17 protein-coding genes are annotated in these 19,380 nt (G+C 48.1%); 10 read left to right on the plus strand and 7 right to left on the minus strand.

Features of this window, described 5'->3' with window-relative positions:
• Positions 1–15: 15 nt before the first annotated feature.
• On the minus strand, positions 16–1,947 hold the full coding sequence (locus tag AAHB90_RS27950) for a tetratricopeptide repeat-containing sensor histidine kinase (protein WP_342088556.1): 1,932 nt from the start codon (positions 1,945–1,947) through the stop codon (positions 16–18).
• A gap of 205 nt (positions 1,948–2,152) precedes the next feature.
• Here AAHB90_RS27950 and AAHB90_RS27955 point away from each other — a divergent pair, with 205 nt between their 5' ends.
• The 5 genes from AAHB90_RS27955 to AAHB90_RS27975 all read left to right on the plus strand — a co-directional run bounded on the left by AAHB90_RS27955 (position 2,153) and on the right by AAHB90_RS27975 (position 5,958).
• Positions 2,153–2,578, plus strand: coding sequence for a hypothetical protein (locus AAHB90_RS27955; protein WP_342088557.1), 426 nt, complete (start codon positions 2,153–2,155; stop codon positions 2,576–2,578).
• 27 nt (positions 2,579–2,605) lie between these two features.
• Positions 2,606–3,508: a hypothetical protein gene (locus AAHB90_RS27960; protein ID WP_342088559.1), complete on the plus strand. Its 903-nt coding sequence runs from the start codon at positions 2,606–2,608 to the stop codon at positions 3,506–3,508.
• 502 nt (positions 3,509–4,010) lie between these two features.
• The gene (locus AAHB90_RS27965) at positions 4,011–4,133 is read left to right on the plus strand and encodes a hypothetical protein (RefSeq protein WP_342088561.1); all 123 of its coding nucleotides are present in this window, start codon (positions 4,011–4,013) and stop codon (positions 4,131–4,133) included.
• Between the two features lie 33 nt (positions 4,134–4,166).
• Positions 4,167–5,252, plus strand: a complete 1,086-nt coding sequence (locus AAHB90_RS27970; protein ID WP_342088562.1) for a sterol desaturase family protein — start codon at positions 4,167–4,169, stop codon at positions 5,250–5,252.
• A gap of 196 nt (positions 5,253–5,448) precedes the next feature.
• Positions 5,449–5,958 (plus strand): DUF1016 N-terminal domain-containing protein, encoded by a 510-nt coding sequence (locus AAHB90_RS27975; RefSeq protein ID WP_342088563.1) that lies wholly within the window; start codon positions 5,449–5,451, stop codon positions 5,956–5,958.
• Here AAHB90_RS27975 and AAHB90_RS27980 read toward each other — a convergent pair.
• Positions 5,940–6,437: a DUF1579 domain-containing protein gene (locus tag AAHB90_RS27980; RefSeq protein ID WP_342088564.1), complete on the minus strand. Its 498-nt coding sequence runs from the start codon at positions 6,435–6,437 to the stop codon at positions 5,940–5,942. The genes AAHB90_RS27975 and AAHB90_RS27980 overlap by 19 nt on opposite strands.
• A 230-nt stretch (positions 6,438–6,667) precedes the next feature.
• Here AAHB90_RS27980 and AAHB90_RS27985 point away from each other — a divergent pair, with 230 nt between their 5' ends.
• Complete coding sequence (locus AAHB90_RS27985) at positions 6,668–7,687, plus strand: GlxA family transcriptional regulator (RefSeq protein ID WP_342088565.1); 1,020 nt, start codon at positions 6,668–6,670, stop codon at positions 7,685–7,687.
• Positions 7,688–7,740: 53 nt separating this feature from the next.
• On the opposite strand, the gene AAHB90_RS27990 is transcribed toward AAHB90_RS27985, so the two are convergent.
• Positions 7,741–11,913 carry a carbohydrate-binding protein gene (locus tag AAHB90_RS27990; protein ID WP_342088566.1) on the minus strand — a complete coding sequence of 1,391 codons (4,173 nt, stop codon included), beginning with the start codon at positions 11,911–11,913 and terminating at the stop codon, positions 7,741–7,743.
• A gap of 144 nt (positions 11,914–12,057) precedes the next feature.
• The gene (locus tag AAHB90_RS27995) at positions 12,058–12,318 is read right to left on the minus strand and encodes a filamentous hemagglutinin (protein WP_342088567.1); all 261 of its coding nucleotides are present in this window, start codon (positions 12,316–12,318) and stop codon (positions 12,058–12,060) included.
• A gap of 161 nt (positions 12,319–12,479) precedes the next feature.
• Between AAHB90_RS27995 and AAHB90_RS28000 the strand changes: the two genes are divergently transcribed.
• Complete coding sequence (locus tag AAHB90_RS28000) at positions 12,480–13,433, plus strand: YjgN family protein (protein WP_342088568.1); 954 nt, start codon at positions 12,480–12,482, stop codon at positions 13,431–13,433.
• Between the two features lie 14 nt (positions 13,434–13,447).
• Entirely contained in the window at positions 13,448–14,533 is a 1,086-nt protein-coding gene (locus AAHB90_RS28005; protein ID WP_342088569.1) for a M48 family metallopeptidase, read from the plus strand.
• Between the two features lie 128 nt (positions 14,534–14,661).
• On the opposite strand, the gene AAHB90_RS28010 is transcribed toward AAHB90_RS28005, so the two are convergent.
• The gene (locus AAHB90_RS28010) at positions 14,662–15,534 is read right to left on the minus strand and encodes a hypothetical protein (protein WP_342088570.1); all 873 of its coding nucleotides are present in this window, start codon (positions 15,532–15,534) and stop codon (positions 14,662–14,664) included.
• Positions 15,535–15,669: 135 nt separating this feature from the next.
• Positions 15,670–16,509, minus strand: a complete 840-nt coding sequence (locus AAHB90_RS28015) for a hypothetical protein (protein ID WP_342088571.1) — start codon at positions 16,507–16,509, stop codon at positions 15,670–15,672.
• A 167-nt stretch (positions 16,510–16,676) separates the two neighbouring features.
• Here AAHB90_RS28015 and AAHB90_RS28020 point away from each other — a divergent pair, with 167 nt between their 5' ends.
• Together AAHB90_RS28020 and AAHB90_RS28025 are read left to right on the plus strand one after the other, a co-directional pair.
• Positions 16,677–17,450: an SHOCT domain-containing protein gene (locus AAHB90_RS28020; RefSeq protein ID WP_342088572.1), complete on the plus strand. Its 774-nt coding sequence runs from the start codon at positions 16,677–16,679 to the stop codon at positions 17,448–17,450.
• Positions 17,451–17,588: 138 nt separating this feature from the next.
• Entirely contained in the window at positions 17,589–18,464 is an 876-nt protein-coding gene (locus AAHB90_RS28025; RefSeq protein ID WP_342088573.1) for a mechanosensitive ion channel family protein, read from the plus strand.
• Positions 18,465–18,539: 75 nt separating this feature from the next.
• Here AAHB90_RS28025 and AAHB90_RS28030 read toward each other — a convergent pair whose 3' ends face one another.
• Complete coding sequence (locus AAHB90_RS28030) at positions 18,540–19,376, minus strand: hypothetical protein (protein WP_342088574.1); 837 nt, start codon at positions 19,374–19,376, stop codon at positions 18,540–18,542.
• Positions 19,377–19,380 lie beyond the last annotated feature (4 nt).

The raw sequence follows: 19,380 nt of genomic DNA on the forward strand, positions 1-19,380 counted from the left end.
CATTGGTATCATTTATTAAAGCGTGATTTCGACAAGTACCGATGTGCCTTCGCCCGGTTTCGACTGAATATCGAGTGTCCCGCTCAGGTAGTCTACACGCGCTTGTACATTGCGAAGACCTGCGCCTTTGTTTTGTTCGAGATTTTTAATGTCGAAGCCTTTACCATTGTCCTCTACGGTAACACTCACATTGTTATCCACCCAGGTAAGCTGCACCTGCGCTTCACTGGCGTCGGCATATTTGAGCACGTTGTTGAGCAACTCCTGGATAATGCGATAAAGCACCACTTCTACCTGGGAATCGAGGCGTTTGTCGTCGAAGCCGAATGCCTGCATGTGCACTTTCAGGCGGCCGGATGCGCTGATACCTTCGCAAAAATCGCTCAGTGCGTCAATTAATCCGAACCGTACAAGCGATTCGGGCATCATGCTGTGGGCTACGCGGCGCATTTCGCTGATCGCGCCGTCGAGTTGGGTTAGGGCCCTGGTAAACGTCATTGCGCTTTCTTCGGGCAGGATTACGTTTCCTTTCACGGAATTCAGAGTTAGTTTTATGCCTGATAATAGTCCGCCCAGACCGTCGTGCAGGTCACGGGCCACGCGGGTGCGTTCTTCTTCCTGTCCTTTCAAAATGGAGTTAGTCGCAACGAGTTGCTTTTCCTGTTGCAGCTGCAACACTTCCTGCTCGGCCACGCGCTTGCGAAATGCAATGTTCCGGTAAGCCAGCACGGCGATCGCCAGCAACCCTACCAACCCTGCAATGAGGCCATATATCAATGTGTTGCGGGTTTGCTTCTCCGATTCCAGGGTTACAATTTGCTTTTCCTTCTGCGCCGTGAGGTATTTTGTGTCGAGCTCCTGTAATTGTTTTTGTATGTCAATTCCCTGAATGGAGTCGTTCAGGATCGAATATTTCATCAGGTAATCATAAGCGCCTTTGTAATTGTTCTGCCGCGCGAGGTCGGTAGCATAATCTTCATAAAGCTCTACCAAATGGTCGGTCATGTTGCTGGCCTCCGCGATCGTGAGTGCTTCCTTCGTGTATTTGGCTGAGAGGTCAATTTTATTGGCATCTTCTGCTAGGAACATCAATGCGCGAAGGCAGTCGAGTTCCAGAAACACGTTCCCTGATTTTCGGGCGAGATCAAGTCCTTTCTGTCCGTAGACCCACGCTTCGTCCAGTTTTTTTTGCAGGCGACTGGTGCGGCAAAGCCCGATGTAGGCCTGGGTAACAAATATGTCCGAATGAATTTTTTCGGCCACAGCCAGCCCTTCCTTGAAATGCGCGATACTTTCCCTGTAACGTTTGAGGTTGAAATAAGAGCCGCCAATATTGGTCAGGATATCAGCGAGTTGCAGGCTGTCCTTCATCGGGCGGGCCAGTTGAAGCGCTTTCTGCTTGTAAACCACCGACTTATTGAAAAGATTGGCATGCTCGAATGCGGATCCAATGCTGATGTACAACCTCGGCAAAAACTCCTTCATGCCCAGCTTATCGAACTGGCTTGCCGCCTGCTGATAATACTGGATCGCCTGCGTGAAATTTCCCATATAGGTATAACTCGCAGCGATATTGTTGAGGCTCTTGCCAATGTTGACCTCGTGCTTCATCCGCTTCGCTATTTCAAGACTTTCGCGGTTCAGTTTGAGCCCTTCTTCAAATTTCCCCTGCAAATTGAGGATATAAGTGTAATTCGACCGGAACTTGAAGCGGCCCAGATCGTAGTTCAGCTTTTCGCTGAGGGCATCCGCTTTGAGGTAATATTTACCGGCACTGTCGAGGTTGTGGTTTTCATAATACTGCCCGTATTCGATGTACGCGAGTACCCGGTTGGTATCCTGCCTGCTGGCCTGAATGCGTTTCAGAATGGCGGTGGGATCTGGGTTTTGTGCAAATGCTGCGCTGGGAAAAAGGATAAGTAAAAGTGCTCGCAAATATAATTTCATCGGATCCGGAGAGTAGAATGGACTGGAAAATTACCGTGGCAAAAGTCTGAAATAAAACCTTTTAATAATATCCTATAAACATATGATTTTTGAAAAATCCTACTTTCATAGGATTGATCCCGGACTGTCGGCTGAGCTACCTTTGTCATGTCGAAAGGCAAAAAATTATCTCATCCATTATCCATTTTCCAAATCAAATACAGCCATGAAAAAGATTACATTTTTGAAAAACATTTTCGCTCTGTTGTTGCTTTCCACTCTGATGTTCGCCTGTGAGGATGACGATAAGGACGTATCCCCGGAACTGAGCTCGAAAGCAGCGGGGATTTACAAGGTGACGAAGCTAACCGTCGACGGGGACGATTATCCGCTGGAAGCAGCAAAGGCGGTTATCACTATTCAGTTGGACAAGTTCTCTTCCGAAGTTGTGACCGGAAAAATGAAGGTGAAAATCGACGGAGACTCCGAACCGGATGAAGACCTCGGTACCCTGAACCTGAAAAATGCCGGAAGTACCGGAATCGATATTTATGAAGGCACCGACAAAGTAGGGAATGTTAAGGACAATAAAATGAGCATTTACGTCGAGTATGAAGGTCAGGATTTCGAAATGATCGCAGAAAAACAGTAAACCCTTCCCTTGATTACAATTACAGCCATGAAAAATAGATCAGTACCCTTTTTACTCTGCGCCTTTTGCGTTGCATTCCTGAACTTCACTTTCAACGACGAATTCGAAGAATACGGGATCAGCCAGAAGGACATTCAGAACCGCCTTTGGAACGGCTTGCAGAATCCTTTGAACGTGCCCTATTTCAGCAGTTCCGTGAAGTCGGCGTGCCGGTCACTGGCGCCCGATGCGCAGGCCATTGCCATTAAAAAGGCCGGAACATTTATGAAGACCTATTTCAGTTCGGAGGATTTTCAGAAGCGGTACAGCGAATCGATCGCGAAACGCTATCCGAAACTGGAAACGGCCGTGAGCGAGCAACGCAAAGCGGAAATCCGCGCGAACCGTCTGAAAGGCGTACAAGGATTGCAGGCGAAAGATATGGAGCCGGTTGTGGATATTCAGATCCAGTCTGCCGAAACATTTGTCGGTATGGAAAGCATGCTCAGCAGCATTCCGGCCGAGCAACGTACCGATTTCAAGAAGCAGATCGAGGACGGGAAGCGTAATGCGGCATTCTTCAAAAAGATCAAACCGCTTTTGAAAACCAATATGGAGGAATTCAAAAAGCAATATGCGGAGTATTTGGCCAATGACGAGATCCGTCAGTCGGAAGAGACCCTGGCGCGAAATGCGAAAAGCAATGCGGATGAATTCGAGAAGCTGAAAGACCCTAAAAAGGTGCTCGTCGCCCGCCTGACGGACTTTCTGAACCAAAGCAAAGGCGTGGATTTCGCTGCGCAGACGAAGGAAGTGAATGGCCGTAAGAAGTTTGTGAATGGGGCTTACGAGGGTAAAAACGACGTTTGGAAGTTCTGCTACCGGATGGGCGCGACGCCTACTAATACTGCACGTGCATTTGCCCAGCAGTGGTTGACCGAGTTGAAATAAATTGGTTTATATAAAATCGACAGACAGGTGTCATTGACGCCTTTTCTGTCTGGTCCGTGGCCGACAGCGCGTTACTGTTGCCACGGATTTTTTATTTTCGAGAAAAATTGACGGGAGGTATTGCATTTTAAAAAACATTAAACTTACTTTGTCTATCAAATAAGTATACTATTAAAAGCAAAGCTCCTGAACCACCCTGAGCTGAGTATTAATCCAGGCATCTTAGATATGAGCGCGGTTAATTTACTTTGTAAGGCCCCTGCGAGGGGAGTTGTGGGACATACCTTCACGCTTTGTTTTTCCCATCCCGATAGCTGTTGTTGCAACGGCTAACATTCGACTGACATTTCTCGGAAATATCCCGTGTGATAGTCATGGCTGATCATCTGAAATTTTCGGTGGTTGGCGATTTCAGTTGCCGGCTGTGCTGTCCCGGGGTATTTCCGTGCCCATATTATTTGCTGCGTTTATAGTAAACCGGTACTACAATATCTTTTCAAATATGTTCACATTCTCAGACGTGGTGCTGCTTGCGAGGAAGATCGCCGTCGGCATTCTGCTAACACTAATCCCCTTTGTACTGATCGCCGGAGGCATTTGGCTGGCGTGGAAATTATTTACCTGACATCTCATTTCACCATAAAAAAACAAATCACGCATGAAATTGGATAATACACTGGCCCGGAAGATTACCCGCGACGGCCTGATCAGCGTGGTGCTGTACATCGCACCCATTATTTTGATGTTTGCCAGCTTCCAGGTTTTCGATTACCGGCCCTGGGAAGGTAGCAATGAGTTTCCCTTCAAGGCTCCGGCTTTCGTGGAGGCCGTATTTAAAAACCTCAGCAGCTGGGGATTACCGGTAATCGTGCTCGTGCTGGGCGTGATCGAATTTGCCGCCGGTTTGTACGAAAACAAATGGACCAAGAATGAGCGGATCCTGGATATCGTCTGCTTTGTAGTCCCTAAGCTGATTATCAGGCCTTTTGTCGCCTATTTTGGATTGAAATTCTTGCCGCTGGTGCTGCCCGATGCCAAAGATGCATTTGGGTGGGTGCCATTCTGGTGGGCATTCCTGATCATCGCCGTAGCGGACGACCTTACGCAATACTGGTACCACCGCCTGCACCACCAGGTGCCATGGCTATGGCGCTTTCACCGCACACATCACTCGGCTACCTACATGGGTATGGCCATGGCGAGCAGGCAGAATGTGATCTATTCGATTTTTTTCTCACAAACATACCTGACAATCGCGCTTACTTACCTGGGATTGGGTTATGCGGCATTGTTTGTGAAAGTGATCAAGTCGCTTATCACCACCGGCGCGCATTCGAGCATTCCCTGGGATAAGCCTTTTTATGAAATCAAATGGTTGAAACCCATCGGCTGGGTGCTGGAAAGAGTTATTTCCACTCCCGCCACACACCATGCACACCACGCGGATACGACCGATGACGGAATAGGCTATTATAAAGGCAACTTCGGAAATATGTTCTTCCTCTGGGACATTATCTTCGGAACCGGCATCATTACCCGCAAATACCCGTCGTCCTACGGTATCAAGCATTATCAGGAAGAAGAATGGTACGCACAGTTTATGTGGCCCATTTTTAAATCCAAAAAAGAGGGCAGTGAGTTGTCTCAAAACGGGCCGATGGTGGGAGACGCCGTTCCGGATACGCCAGAACCTATTATCCTTAAACCTGATACTACAATCACTGCTGCTACGGCAGTCGCTTAAAATTCTTAGATGACCATCGGCTTGACTGATGGTCATCTTTTTTTGTATTTCAAAGCTTTGGAATACAAGGGTAATGTGCCCAACTGATGGCTTTTTGAACCTCAGGATAAGGAAGTCATGTCATTGGAGAATCGGATGAGGTCGATAACGCAGGATGGTTTGATCTTTTGGCTTTCTCACCAAAACTTCATCGATCATGACTGACTTTAATTCCTTAGTAACAAGTATTCACGAGACCAATTCCACCCTGCAACAAAGCGCTTCCAAGGCAATCAACAGGTATCTGACAATCCGCAACTGGCTGATTGGTTTTCATATTGTCGAATTTGAGCAGAATGGAGAGGATCGGGCCGAGTACGGGCAGAGACTGGTAGACGAACTGGCCGAAGTTCTGGCAACACCAGGGCTGGGTGCAAGAAATCTCAAAGTGTTTCGGCAATTCTATCTGGCCTATCCTCAAATTGTGCAGACGCTGTCTGCACAATTCAAAGGTCTGTCTTCTATAAGGTTAAATGACCTGACTGCGCGGCTAAACACGGTTAATTATGTTGCCAATGAGCCAGGCAATAAGTTCTCAATCGATGCGGAAATATTGCTTTCCCGGTTATCATTTTCACACCTCGCCTTACTACTTCCGCTAAAAGAGCCAGAAAAGAGGGCTTTCTATGAAAGACAATGCGGTGCTAGTCAGCTTACCCGTTTGTAAATCGTCTCAGTCGCTTTGTCTTCCTCACCTTCCGGGGAAATGTTGTAAGCTGTGATGATTAGCGTGTCCGGGTCTGTGAGTTCGGCTGTGGTGCGCCAATTCCAGGGGGCCGGATATTCGGGTACGCTGTATTGACCCAGGACAGAAAATCCATTTTCGGTAGGCGTACCGTTCGAAACCATCAATCCCGTGCCCATGTGGAAGCTGTCGATCCAAGCCGATTGGAATGTATTGTTCGGAATGTCGAACCCATAGATCGCGATGCCCTCGAATGGTTTGCCGTTGAGGCTGCCCTGGTATTCGTGCAGGAGGAATGCGCCGCCAAGAATGGGTTTGATGGTCCCTTTCATCTCGGATTCGTCCGCAAGGACGCCGGGCTCGAACCATGTTTTGGTAGAGCCTTCCCAGCTGCCCGTTAACGCTTGCAGCCGATGGTGTACGCCGGATTCCAGCGAAATTTCGAATTTGCTTTTTGACATGGTCGGTATGGTTAAGGTTGCCACTGGACTACGAATTTACGCGAATCCTTTTGCCTGAAACACACGGCGCGTGTAGTGGACACAATATATTAATATGGAAACCCAAAACTTGATAAAAATAAGATCGGATGCAACTGGGTAAAATGCCAAATGGGAGGGGTATTTGAGACAAAATCTTTATATTGGTGCCCGCTTTGGTCTGAATATCAAAGATTAACCACATCAACAACATGATACAATTAGGTTTATTAATTACCAACCGGCACCGCTTATTGAGCGTTGCCGCGATTCTGGATGTATTCGAATCGGTGAACAGCTTCTACGAGCGGGCCAACCAGCCACATTTTTTCAATATTACCCTTTTCTCACCCGATCCTGAGCCGGGAAAATTCTACGGTGCTTACCCGATGCAATCGATCAGCGAATTCACCCAACAGGATCTCGTACTGGTGCCGGCGTTTGGCGCCGGGGATGTCCAGCTCTCGACTATGAGCAACCAATGCTGTATTCCCTGGCTTTGGGAGCAATATAAAAACGGCTCGGAGCTGGCCAGCTTCTGTACGGGGGCATTTCTGCTCGCAGCGGCGGGACTGCTGAATGGCAAACACGCTACCACGCATATAGACGCAGCGGAGGCGCTGGCCTCGAATTTTCCGGATATTATCATGAAAAGCGATGCCGTGGTGACGGAGGACAAAGGGATTTTTACGAGCGGCGGCGCTACCAGCAGTTTCCACCTGATGCTGTACCTGATACAGCGTTTCTGTGGAAAAGATCTTACGCTGAGGACTGCCAAAATGTTTGCAATAGACATGGACCGGGAGCAGCAAACTTATTTCGGGACCTTCGCGCCGCCACAAAACCACGGCGACGGGTTGGTAAATATGGCGCAGCAGAAGATCGAGAAAGAGTACCAGGAAGGAAGTACGATCGAAGTGCTTATTCAGGATATACCTGCGAGTCGCCGAAATGTGGTGCGGCGTTTCAAGCAGGCTATTGGCGTGACTCCCATCGAATATTTGCAGCGGACGCGTATTGAAGCAGCCAAGAAACTCTTGGCACAAACCGATCAGAGCGTACTCGAAGTGATGTTAAATTCCGGGTACAACGATTTGAAATCTTTCCGGCAGTTATTCAAGAAAAGTACGGGCGTGACGCCGAAGGAATACCGCGACAAATTTAATATAGCACGGCTCGAAACCGGTGGACAGTGGACCCGGCGAATGAGCGGTGCATCTTACCTTGATTAAAGCAAAAAGCCCGGATCGAAAATGTCCGGGCTTTTAATTTGCTTGATATTACGTCAATTAACTTTGGCAATTTTACGGAATGCGCGATCATTGCCTTGTTTGATTTCAACAATGTATACGTTTGCAGGAAGCTGTGTAATGTTAAGCTGGTGCGAGAAACGGCTGGTCGTTTTATTCACCAGTACATTTTTATAGAGCGTGCCCGATTTCGCGTCAAAAATGCGGATTTCGATTTGTTCGGTTTTATCATTGGCAAGGTCGATGCTCACGAAATCAGAGGTAGGATTGGGATAGACTTTCGCATCGGCATGAAGAGAAATTTCTTCCTTTAAAACCGGCGCGGCTATTTCCACTGCTGCCTTTCGTGAGTTTTGTCCGTCGGCTGCGAGGACAAAAATAGGCGTTTCTCCTGCTGTAACGGTCACTTTGCCATCTACAATGGGCAGCTCGGTCATAGCCATATTACTGGCACCGGCGGTTGGAGTGTAAATACGTGCAACACCCGACTGGTTCAGATTGACGGTATATTCAGCCGTTCTCCCGACCTCATCAGGCACGGTCAATATGAAGAGCGATTGGCCATTCAGCTCATAGCGGTCCACAATCGGGTCGTTGTGGAGCGTTTCCTTGTATTCATATTGGCCGAATAGTTTCTGCGTTTGCAGGAAATAGTCCGCGGAAGGCCGGCGGGTCTGGTCGTCATTTACAAAGCCGGAGGATGCGAACATCCCCCAACCGCCATTGTCGTACATCTGGTAAAAGAATACTCTCTCTACTCCGTGACGCGCAGAGAAAAGGGATGTGCGAAGAATCCAGTCGGCCTGGGTTTGCTGTACGGATTTACTGCCGATAGCAATCGCTTTCAACGGGCTTTCCTGGTTGAGGTCGTAGCCGGCTTCGGTGAGCCACACAGGCTGATCATTAGATAGTTCACGAGCGACTTTTACAAAATTGTCGAGAAGCACATTGGCATTTGTAACCTCGGGGGCCGCGCCGCGCGTGGATGTGCCGCTCTGGCTCGATGAGGCGTCGTCCGTATACAAATGAAAGTTCACAATATCCCAGCAGAGGTTCACGGTGCCGTCGGCATGATAGCCGCGGAATTCTTTGCACCAGTCAACCATCCCTTTGATGAAATCGGGGCCGGTAACCAACCCGGCGATTACCACTTTCATATTGGGATCGGCATTTTTAACGCCTACACCAACACCCATCGTGTTTTTGTGGCCATCATAAAATGCCGACATGTTCGCGGCATATTCGCGGGCTGTCTGGTAACCTTTGCGGCCTTTCCACCATTTATCGCGCTCATTGTCGCATTCGATGTATTTAATGAGATTCAAACCGATTTTTACGGTATTAACCGGGTCGTTTGTCCATCTCGGCGTGGTAGACACGCTCAAAAGCGACGGATCGACATTGACATTACTTCCATAGCGCGCCGCGTATTGAAATGCAACCTTGGCTTGTTCGATATATGAAACAGGGTCAGCGAAGTTCTTTCCATAACGAACCGGCACATTTTCAGCATCGCGTTGGTCTTCCGGGTAGGTCTGCATCATCCAGCCCGGTTGTGTTTTAAGACAAGCCAGTACTTCAATTCCTTCCTGTTTGCAGCGCTCGTAGATCAGATCATAGTTCCAGCTGCCGCTCAATGTGGGGTTATAGGAATAAACGCCTTCCGTCGATTCCAGTTTTTCCCAATCCATGTAATGCCGCAGACCGGTGAAGGTTTTCGCTGCCTGCACTTTCGTTTCCACCAGTGACTCGGTGTGTGCGCCATCCTGAAAATACCATTCATAACCATTCACACCCAGCATATCGTTCAGCTTAATGTGCTTGGTTCGGGCCGGCGGCGAAGGCTCATTGCCTGGTGTATAGCTTCCGTAAAACTCGATTTCCGTCGGCAATGTGTTCGACATGGTCATTACCAGATACCGGATATTGCTCATCGGCTGGTCCAGTTTGTACTGCGCGTCTCCGGACAGTTGGCGATCGGGATAGGGGCCAACCCAGCCGTTGTAGATCTCGCCTGTGAAAGTCGCGACCGGAATGCGCTGCCATTGATCGGTAATGACGGATAGCACGAGCGGAAAGTCCTGCGCGCTGCCTGTGAAATCAAAGAATTTGACACCATTAAGCGTGATTTGTTCCCCTTCTTTCAGCGGATAATACGCTTCGTAGTTATTGATTATCTTTCCCCAGCCCGTGAGTACGTTCTCTTGCGTGTTGCCATCGAATAGCCCGTCGAGGCCGTTAGCGGCATTGGTGAGCTGGTACCAGCGTTTCGGATCAATGGGGATCTTCGTACCTAATGCGGGGTTGTTGGGATTCGAATTGTCGGAAACGGTAAATGTCCTGGAAATGTTTTCTGCCGTCAGATAATTGTTGTTGCCGGCTTGGGAGGCTGTAATCGTTACCTGTCCCGCAGCATGAATGGAGGCTTTCCAGATACCGGTTGCATTCGAAACTGAAACGATCGATGGATTGGAAGAAGTAAATTGAACGGGCGTTTCCGGATTGGTGCTGCTGGCGGTGAGGTTGAACGAACCATCGGTCAGGTTTTTGTCTGAAATGGGTTCAAAAGTGATCACGGATTGTCCCTGAACGGAACCGGGAATTACCTCAAACCAGTTGAAATTAAATGCACCGCGGTTGGCAAAAATGCGGAACACCTGGCTGCCGGCTTCCAGTTGTACCGTAGTGCGTACGGTGGTGTAAATCTGCCAGCCGCCGGTTTGGGGCACATCCACACTTCCAAGCACAGTCCCGCCCGTATTTTTGAACTGAATATTACCATTGCCCCATTGGTTGGACACCCTGAAATTGATGGTGTAAGTTCCCGCCGTTGGTACATTTACATTATAGTCCAGCCAGTCGTTATCGTCAATATAGTTCACATTAATGTCGCCGTCTACATCGCCTGTCACCTCCGTGCGCACGTCCGACGCCACATCGTACGTTTCCGCTTCAATTCTTGTTGTTAACGCACGGGATTCTTTCGCTTCAAACCAGTTGAAATTCCAGCCGCCTTTGCTGGCAAACACCCGCAACCGCTGATTGCCGGCAGGCAGGGAAGCAATCATACTGACGGTTTTCCAACCTTGCATACCACCCGTTTGAGGCAATAGAATGCTACCCAGTTCAGCGCCATCACTATTTCTGAGTGCCAGTGTCGCCTCAGGGCTGTACCCATTGGCTATGCGGTAGTTGAATGTAAAAACACCAGCAGTTGGTACATGGACATCATAATCAATCCAGCTGTTATCCTGGACCCACCCTACATTCTGTCCACCGCCGGTATCCTCCGTATTCTCAAGTTGTACGCTGTTAAAGTCATCATAGCTTTCGGCTTCAATTTTGGCGGGTAGAATCGTGCCGGTGATTCGGGTACCGGCCGAGACGAAAGAAAACCAGTTGAAATTGAATGCGCCACTGCGGGCGAAAAGTCGCACTACCTGGCTACCGGCAGGGAGGGGAACGGTCGTGCTGACGGTTACCCAGTTCTGCCAACCACCTGTTTGAGGTATATTTACCTGCCCGAGCACAGTGCCCGCCGCATTTTGGATTTCAATAATACCGTTTCCATAGGCATTAGCGACCCGGAACTGAATTTCATAGTCACGCGCATTCGCGAGATTCAGGTTGTAATCCATCCAGTCGTTGTCGTCGATGTAACCGACATTCTGACCACCGTCCTGATCACTCGTAGCTTCGGTACGCACTTCATACATGGCATCGAAGCTTTCGGCTTCGACTTTCCCCGACGAAATTGATCGCGAACCAGCCACCTCGAACCAGTTGAAATTCCAGCCTCCTTTTTCGGCAAAAATGCGAATTGTATGAGTTCCTTGTGGAAGTAATGCGACAAATGAGATCGTCTGCCAGCCCTGCATCCCGCCGGTTTGCGGTAGAATGGCCCGGCCAAGCGTGGCACCGCCTGCCGTTTGTAAAGCCAGCGTTGCTTCCGGGCTGTATCCATTCGCTATGCGGAATCGGAATGTGTAGTAGCCTGCCGATGGTGCCTGCACGGCGTAATCCATCCAGCTGCCATCCTGAATCCAGCCAACGTTGCGGCCTCCATCAACGTCTGAGGTATTTTCGGTACCTACGGCGTTCATGGCCACGAAATCTTCTGCTTCGATCTTTCCGGGAAGTAGCTCAGTTGATTGAGCCTGAATAGAGAAGGAGAGTAGTAAAAAGTAGATAGTAAAAATTCTAGCCATTCGTCGGGTCTACAAATAAATTCAAGTGAAGATACAACGAATTTAACTTCGGCTACAACTTTTGTAGTAGTTTTTTCAATGAAAATAGAAAATATAACACCTGTCGATGAAATTAACTTGAAATGCGACGTTTTGTAAATTTCATCACTTAAAAGCCGGTATTCCAGGCTCTTCACCGGGTAGCGGCTCTACTTCCGGCACGACGGGCTCTGTCGCTGGTAGTTCGGGTTGAGGTTCTACCGGGGGCGTTTCGGGTTCTTGCTCAAAGGGCGGGGTTTCTTCCGGCACGTCCGGTGAAGGGACTTCCGGTCGGGGATCGAATGGAGGCGTCTCACGCGGACCGCCCGGATCGCCCCCTCCATCGATAGCATCCAGGTATTCGTTGGCCAATTGATAAATATCCATGATTTCCAGTTGTTTGATGAAATGAAATATGAATGTTTTGGTAAAATAACTGTGCCGGATGATAAATCCCCTACTTGTTTTTGTGTCTGTTAATGGTAGATTAATTTATTAGCGGGTTGAAATTTTTATATTTGACATTCTTCAAATTCAAATCTAACTAAATGGAACAGCACGAAACCCGCCAGGTTACCTTCTACGGAGAGGGGGCCAAACTATTCGGTATTTACATCGTCAATATTCTTTTGACACTTGTTACGCTCGGACTCTACTATCCATGGGCAAGAGCCGCTTTGCTGAAATACATGTATGAGGAATCCGAATTCGAAGGAAGCCGTTTTACATTTCATGGAACCGGCAAGGAAATGTTTATCGGTTTTATCAAAGCGATCGGGATTTTCCTGGGCCTCTATTGCATTTTGCTGGGTGGAATTGTAACAAACAACACGACCATCACGCTGATCGGCGCCGCTGTCTTTTATATCGGATTTCTGCTGTTGATACCCATTGCCATTCACGGCGCACTTCGTTACAGAACATCCCGGTCGTCGTGGCGGGGAATCCATTTTGGCTACCGCGGAGATAAAAAGGAGTTTCTGAACATGTTTATTGTAGGCAGTCTTATCACGCTGTGTACGTTGGGCATTTATGGTGCATGGTTTGTTATCGAAATCCGGAAATATATCTTCAAACACTTGCGCTTCGGGAATATCACATTCTCGTACGAAGGCGAAGGAGCAGCTTTTTTCTGGCTGAATGTAAAAGGCTATTTTCTGTCACTGATCACGCTGGGTATTTATTCGTTCTGGTGGGTAAAAGACCTTTTCGGCTATTACGTGAACAATATCCGAATGTACCAGGGCGAAACGCGGCTGACTTTCCGTTCGACAGCGACCGCTGGCGGCTATTTCAAGCTGATCGTAATAAATATGCTGATCATCGTGCTGAGCCTTGGTCTGGCCACTCCCTGGGCGATCGTGCGCGCAATGCATTTTGTATTTTCCAATATCCATATCGATGGACCGCTCGATGTTAACGCAATCGCTCAAACCGAGGCCGATTATACCGATGCAACCGGCGAAGATCTCGCGGATATGATCGATATTGGGATTGTTTAACCGACTATTGCTTCATGTACAATTTTAGTGTCCGTTATCACGACGGAAGACTGTCCATCGCGCACGACGCGACGCTCACCCTTATGCCCGATCACTGGCTCATTCATTACCTGGACCCCTCAGGTGAGCTCACTTCGGTGCGATGGACACTGCCCGGCATTGTAACAGACGAGAATTTCAGCAACCTCTATATTTTTCGGTACGGAGAATTTCCGCGGCAAACTATTGAGGCGAAGGACGAAAACCTGCCGACAATGCTCAAAAAGCAATATCCTGAAAAGATATTCTTCAAAAGGCGTGTCACAGACATTTTCAAGCTGAACAATGCAACTATTGCAGGGGTTGCGTTGGTCGTTTTAATGCTGCTTGGTCTCGGTTACTGGTTTGGACTCCCCTGGTTGGCCGGAGCTGTGGCCGCCCGCATACCCGTGAGCGCGGAGACTAAAATGGGTGAAACCATGTACGATAATATGATCCTCGCCTACGACGTGGACGACCAGCTAACTGCCCGCGTGAATGATTTTGCCAAAGCCATCGATTTCAAAACCGAGTACCCGATCCGTGTGACGGTGGTGAAGGAAAAAGACGCCAACGCATTCGCGCTGCCTGGCGGCAACATCGTGGTATTCGACGGTATTCTTCGTAAAATGAAAACGAAGGAAGAACTTGCCGCACTGCTCGCGCATGAAGTGTCGCACGTGCATTACAGGCACTCGTTGCGCAACATTTTCCGGAGCCTGGGCGGTTACCTCTTTCTTTCGTTGCTCCTGAACGACATCAATGGTGTCGCCACCGTCCTCGCTGATAATTCCAATATGCTCGCCAACCTCACATACTCCCGCGAACTGGAAACGGAAGCCGACCGCAAGGGAATGGATGTTCTTCAAAGCAACGGCATTAGTCTGGAAGGTTTCGTCGACCTATTTCAAACGCTTAAAAGCGCGCACGGGGATGTTGGAAGCCTCAAACTGCTAAGCACGCATCCATTGACCTCTGACAGGCAGCGGTTGGCGGAAACGATGGCAGAACAGCAGAAGGGGGTAAATGAGAACGAGGAATTGGAGCGAAAGTGGGCGATGATTTTGAGGGCAGGGAAATAATAGAATAGGACCGTTGGCGAGACGGCCCTATTCGTTTGACTACGGTGTGCGCCGTTGAATGTAGGGTTATAAAAAAGAGGCTTCTGAATAGCAGCCTCTTTCCTAATTGAGTTTACAAATATATTATCCTACAATCCCGCCCATTGGCTCGAAAATGTTAGCAGATTGTAACTAGTTTGCTTGCCAGCATTGTAACCATATCCCAGTGGGTAGTATTCTTTTGTTATTGAACTGACATAGCCATTATAGTCAAGTCCATAATAGTATTGGAAAAATGGTTTCGACTGGTTGGTATATGGAAGTGGTGTAATTTGCGCTCTTAGCACTAATGCATCACTGAATTTTCCAAAAATGGTCAGGTATTTATCGAAACCGGAATTTTCGGGATTAAGGAAGTATTTGTCCTGCTTGGAAGGTTGATCGCCTACGGTGTAAAAATAGTTTACACGTTGGAATTCCCCTACTGGAGTTGATGTCGTTATGTCGCTCAAGCGTTCCGCACCGGTAGCGGGAATATACTCATATTTAAACACTTTCTTTTGGGAAACTCCTCCGCCCGATATATTAACTTCATCCAGACGGCCGACCTCATTATACTTGTATTCGGACGTGCGGTTATTGGTGATATCAATACTTTTAATGCACCTTTTGTTGGAGATTTTATATTTGACTTCTTTAATCAAAGTATTCGACGATTTGCTGTATTGCTTGCTGGTGATCCAGAGATCGCCGGTGCTGTCGTCGTACGAGTAGATGGTGTAGCAAGAGACTTCGGAGACTTTTGAGAGGTAACCCAAAAACCTTCCCGACTTAATGTACTGCAGTATTGTCGCCCCATCCTTTACTAATTTGAGCTCTGCGTTTGTTTTTGCATTTTGGTCGCTGATTGTGGAAGTGGCACTATCAGCTGGAGATACCTGGTCCTGATTTTGGCAACCGGCCAGCAGGCCTGCAAATACCATGGCCTTTAAAACTTGTCCTGCAATGTTCAGTTTTTTCATAATCATTAATGATTAAATGTGTGAGTAAAAATTACCGTTTCAAACATAGAGGTGGTGTTTATTATCCCAGTAATCCGATGGGTGAGCGGACTGGTTGAATAAGCTTTCGGCTTAAGAGAGGCTATTAAACCTGGGTTATAATTTTGGAGAGGAGTAGGTGCGGCTTGTGGTGACCGATGAGTTGGTCATAGTGGAGTTCGCAGTAATTGTTTTAGCATAGCCGTTAGAATTGAAGCTATATGCGAAATTGTTTCCGGGAAACGGCGCGCCGTTCCAGGGAAGACTTTTTATTCCTTCCAATGTCGGTAGGTTTGAATGAAAAACTCCGAATAGGGGCAGGTATTTACTTGTAATGCCCAGTGCATCTGGATTAGTAGGGTATTTGTTTTCCAGCTGGCCTCCTCCCTGAACGGAATAGTTGTAGGTGACCTCCTTCGTAGGCGTATTTCCCTGGTCAAAAAAGTTGATTTGATTTAGTAGTGGAGCATTACTCTGGGCATATTGGAACTCCATGCGCTCGTTGGGATTATTCTTGTTGTAAACCTTCACCAACCTGCCCAACTGCCCATATTCATATTTCAATGGTTTGTTCGTTTCGGAGCTTAGGCTTTCGATGCACCGGCCCGAAGCATCCAGTTGATAGGTGACCTGATAGACAAGGGCATTCGTTGAAATGTGACGGCGTTGCGCTACGATAGTTTGCCCGTTGTATTGATATTCAGTATACGCCCCCTCAGGTACATTGGTGAGTTTTTTAAGCTTGCCCCTGTTCAAATCATAATCTCCGTAATATTCCAGTTCGTTCGCACCTTCTTTTAGCAGCTGTGGCGTAAAGATGGTTTTGGCATTGCGGTCATGGGCCGTAGCGTCGGTCTGCGAATTATGCGTAACAACGTCGTCATTCTGGCATCCGGTCAGCAGCGCAGCCAGTACCAGCCCTTTTAGCAGGTTTCCTGTTGCAGTAAGTTGTTTCATAACGTTTTGTGTTAAGTGATTTGACATTTTGACTTCTGTCGGATCAAACATAGGCGCAATGTAGAAGTCGACCGAAATCAAATGCGTGAGTGGCCGGGCTCGATAAGTCTGCGGTATTTTTTAGCGTAATGGCACTGTTTTTGTGGTTGTAGCTAAAAATGGAAATCATGAAAACATTAAGCAAAGACGGACAGCAGAAAGTGAATGCTATTGCTGACCGATATAATTTGAAGCCCGAAACGGTGGGGATGCTCTTAAAAGCGATCGTCCAGGGCAATGGCACCATGGCGCAATTCAACTTGCCTGAGCTGGGAGGCGCAGGGCAGTGGATGAAGGGCGGGATGACCATGGTAGGGGATATGTTCAATAGCTCGCTGAAAACCACCGTCGACCAGCTTTGTAATGAGCTGGCCGGACTGGTCACTACTACGGTGCTGTACGAGGATACCGACGAGCCCGCAAATCGGCCGATGGCGCAAAAAAATGCCTCCTTTGCTCGCCCGGGAGGTTCATGGCCAACTGTTTTTGGAAATCCGACATCCAGCGGCTCGCAAAACAATTTCCGTTATGCCTATTTCGCTCCTGTGCACAGGTTGGTGATCGAGGAGGGTGGAAAACGGACGATCTACGACACGAAGCATCATCAGATTACCGGTGTTTCCCAACAGCAGGGAGCGACCAGCTCGTACCGGTTTACCAGTCAGGAAGGGCAGGTAGATCTGTCGGAACTGCAGGTGGTCTCGGATCCGGACGCACCCAGGCAGGCAACCCCCGAGATGGCCTACGATGTCACGTCGAATGCCGATTTGCGATCCAACGATAAAAGCCCGCAGGATATTGTAATAGCTACGATTGAAAAGCTGAATATTCTTTTTGAAAAAGGACAGATTTCCGAGGCGGAATTTAGCGCAAAGAAAAAAGAGCTGCTCGACCGCCTTTGATTCGCAGACAGTAAAAAGCGGCGGGGCCTGGATCTAATCCGGGCCCCGCTCGTTATTTTTGTACTCCATACAACATTTTCCGGCCAAGGCCTGTTTAGAATGCGCCGGGAAGCCGATCCCGGGCAGTTATAACCAAATATGATTTTCGCACAAATTTCAAAAATAGTAGATCCCATTGCCGTAAAGGTCGACCGATGGACGGTGGAAGCTTACCGCTTGTTGCCCAATTTGCTTATTGCCGTTATAATCCTGGTTGTATTCCGGATATTATCAAGGCTTGGCGGAAAGTTTATTGAACGCATATTGGGGCACGCTTCGCAGAATGTGGCACTAGTAGGGTTGATTTCAACCATTACCCGTATTTCAATCATCACCACCGGTTTCTTCTTTGCATTGGGTGTTCTGGGATTAGATAAAACGGTAACTTCACTGCTCGCAGGCGCGGGGGTACTTGCATTGGCGCTGGGTTTTGCATTCCAGGACCTTACGACCAACTTTATTTCCGGCGCATTCATCGCCATCCAACGGCCTATTCAGGTAGGAGATATTATCGAAACGAATGGCTACACAGGCAAAGTGCTGTCGATCGGGTTGCGATCGGTGAAGCTGGATAACTTCGAAGGACAACAGGTGGAATTGCCAAGCAAGGATATTTTTCAGAAGCCCATCGTGAATTTCACGCATTCGGGTGACAGACGTGTACGGATGGAAGGCAGCATCGGTTACCGGGACGACCTCGCATTGGTAGAAAACCTCGCATTAAGCGTCGTTAAAAAGCTGGATTTCATCGACCCATTGAAAACGGTAGAATTTAACTTCACGCGTTTCACGGAAAAGAGCATTGATTTTGAAATCCTGTTCTGGATCAGACAGGACAAAATCGGGCCGGGACCAGCGAAAAGCGCGGCTATGAAAGTGGTGAAACGGATATTCGACGATAACAATATCTCTTTCCCAACGCCAGCGAGGCCAATTGACCTGGTTCCGCCGGCGCCAGGCAAGCCTGAGGCGTGATTTTGAATTTAACTCATAAAAAAGACCGGCCCGCAATGAGCGTAGGCCGGTCGTTACTCGCGACGGGTGCTTTCGCTAAAATTTATACGTCGGTACAAAGTATTTTCTGTCAGTGGAGGAGACCAGCGTACCATTGGTTTTCTTCATAGTAATATTGTTAACCCTACCTGCATAATCAAAAGTATAGCTATACATATAGGTGTTACTTGACGCTTTCTGCCCATTCGCGAGGTATTTGTCTTCAATCAGGACTTTCACGAGATTAGTATTGAAATTCCCAAATATCGGTAGGTACTTGCTGACTTCGGCCGGAAGAATGTCCGGAGTTAAAGGATGCTTGTCCGGAATAAGTCCTGCTGCTGTACCGTAGCTGAATTTTAGTTCCTTCGTTTTTACGCCCGACTCGTTATAGAATGTCACTTGGCTCAGGGATTTTTTCCAGCCATTAGCATCTGCGGCATATGAAAGTTCTCTCCGCTCATTCGGCTGGTTTTTATTGTAGAAGCCTGTGAGCTGACCACTCGCATTGTATTCGTATATATATGTTTCCCAATATGTGGCAGACTGAACACAACGTCCATACGGATCGAGGATGTATTTGCACTCTGTTGATGGGTTACCATATTTATACCCTTTGGCCGTAATCAGTTGTGGTGCGTAGGTGAATTCATAATAGCAATTCGCATGAGTTTCCTTCGAAAGAAGAGTTTGATATTGGCTGCTATATGCCAGATCGGTATTGCCGTCCTTAATCAGTGCACCAGTTGCTACCGAAGTTCTTGCGTTTTGGTCTGATGGTGCTGATGGTACCTGCGGCGCCACCGGCATGTTGTTCTCGTTCTGGCAAGCGCTCAGCATGCCTGCGACGAGGATGCTTTGAATGAAAAATGGTGTGTTTCGAAATAGTTTCATAATC

This window comes from Dyadobacter sp. OTU695 (assembly GCF_038440355.1).
GTDB lineage: Bacteria > Bacteroidota > Bacteroidia > Cytophagales > Spirosomataceae > Dyadobacter.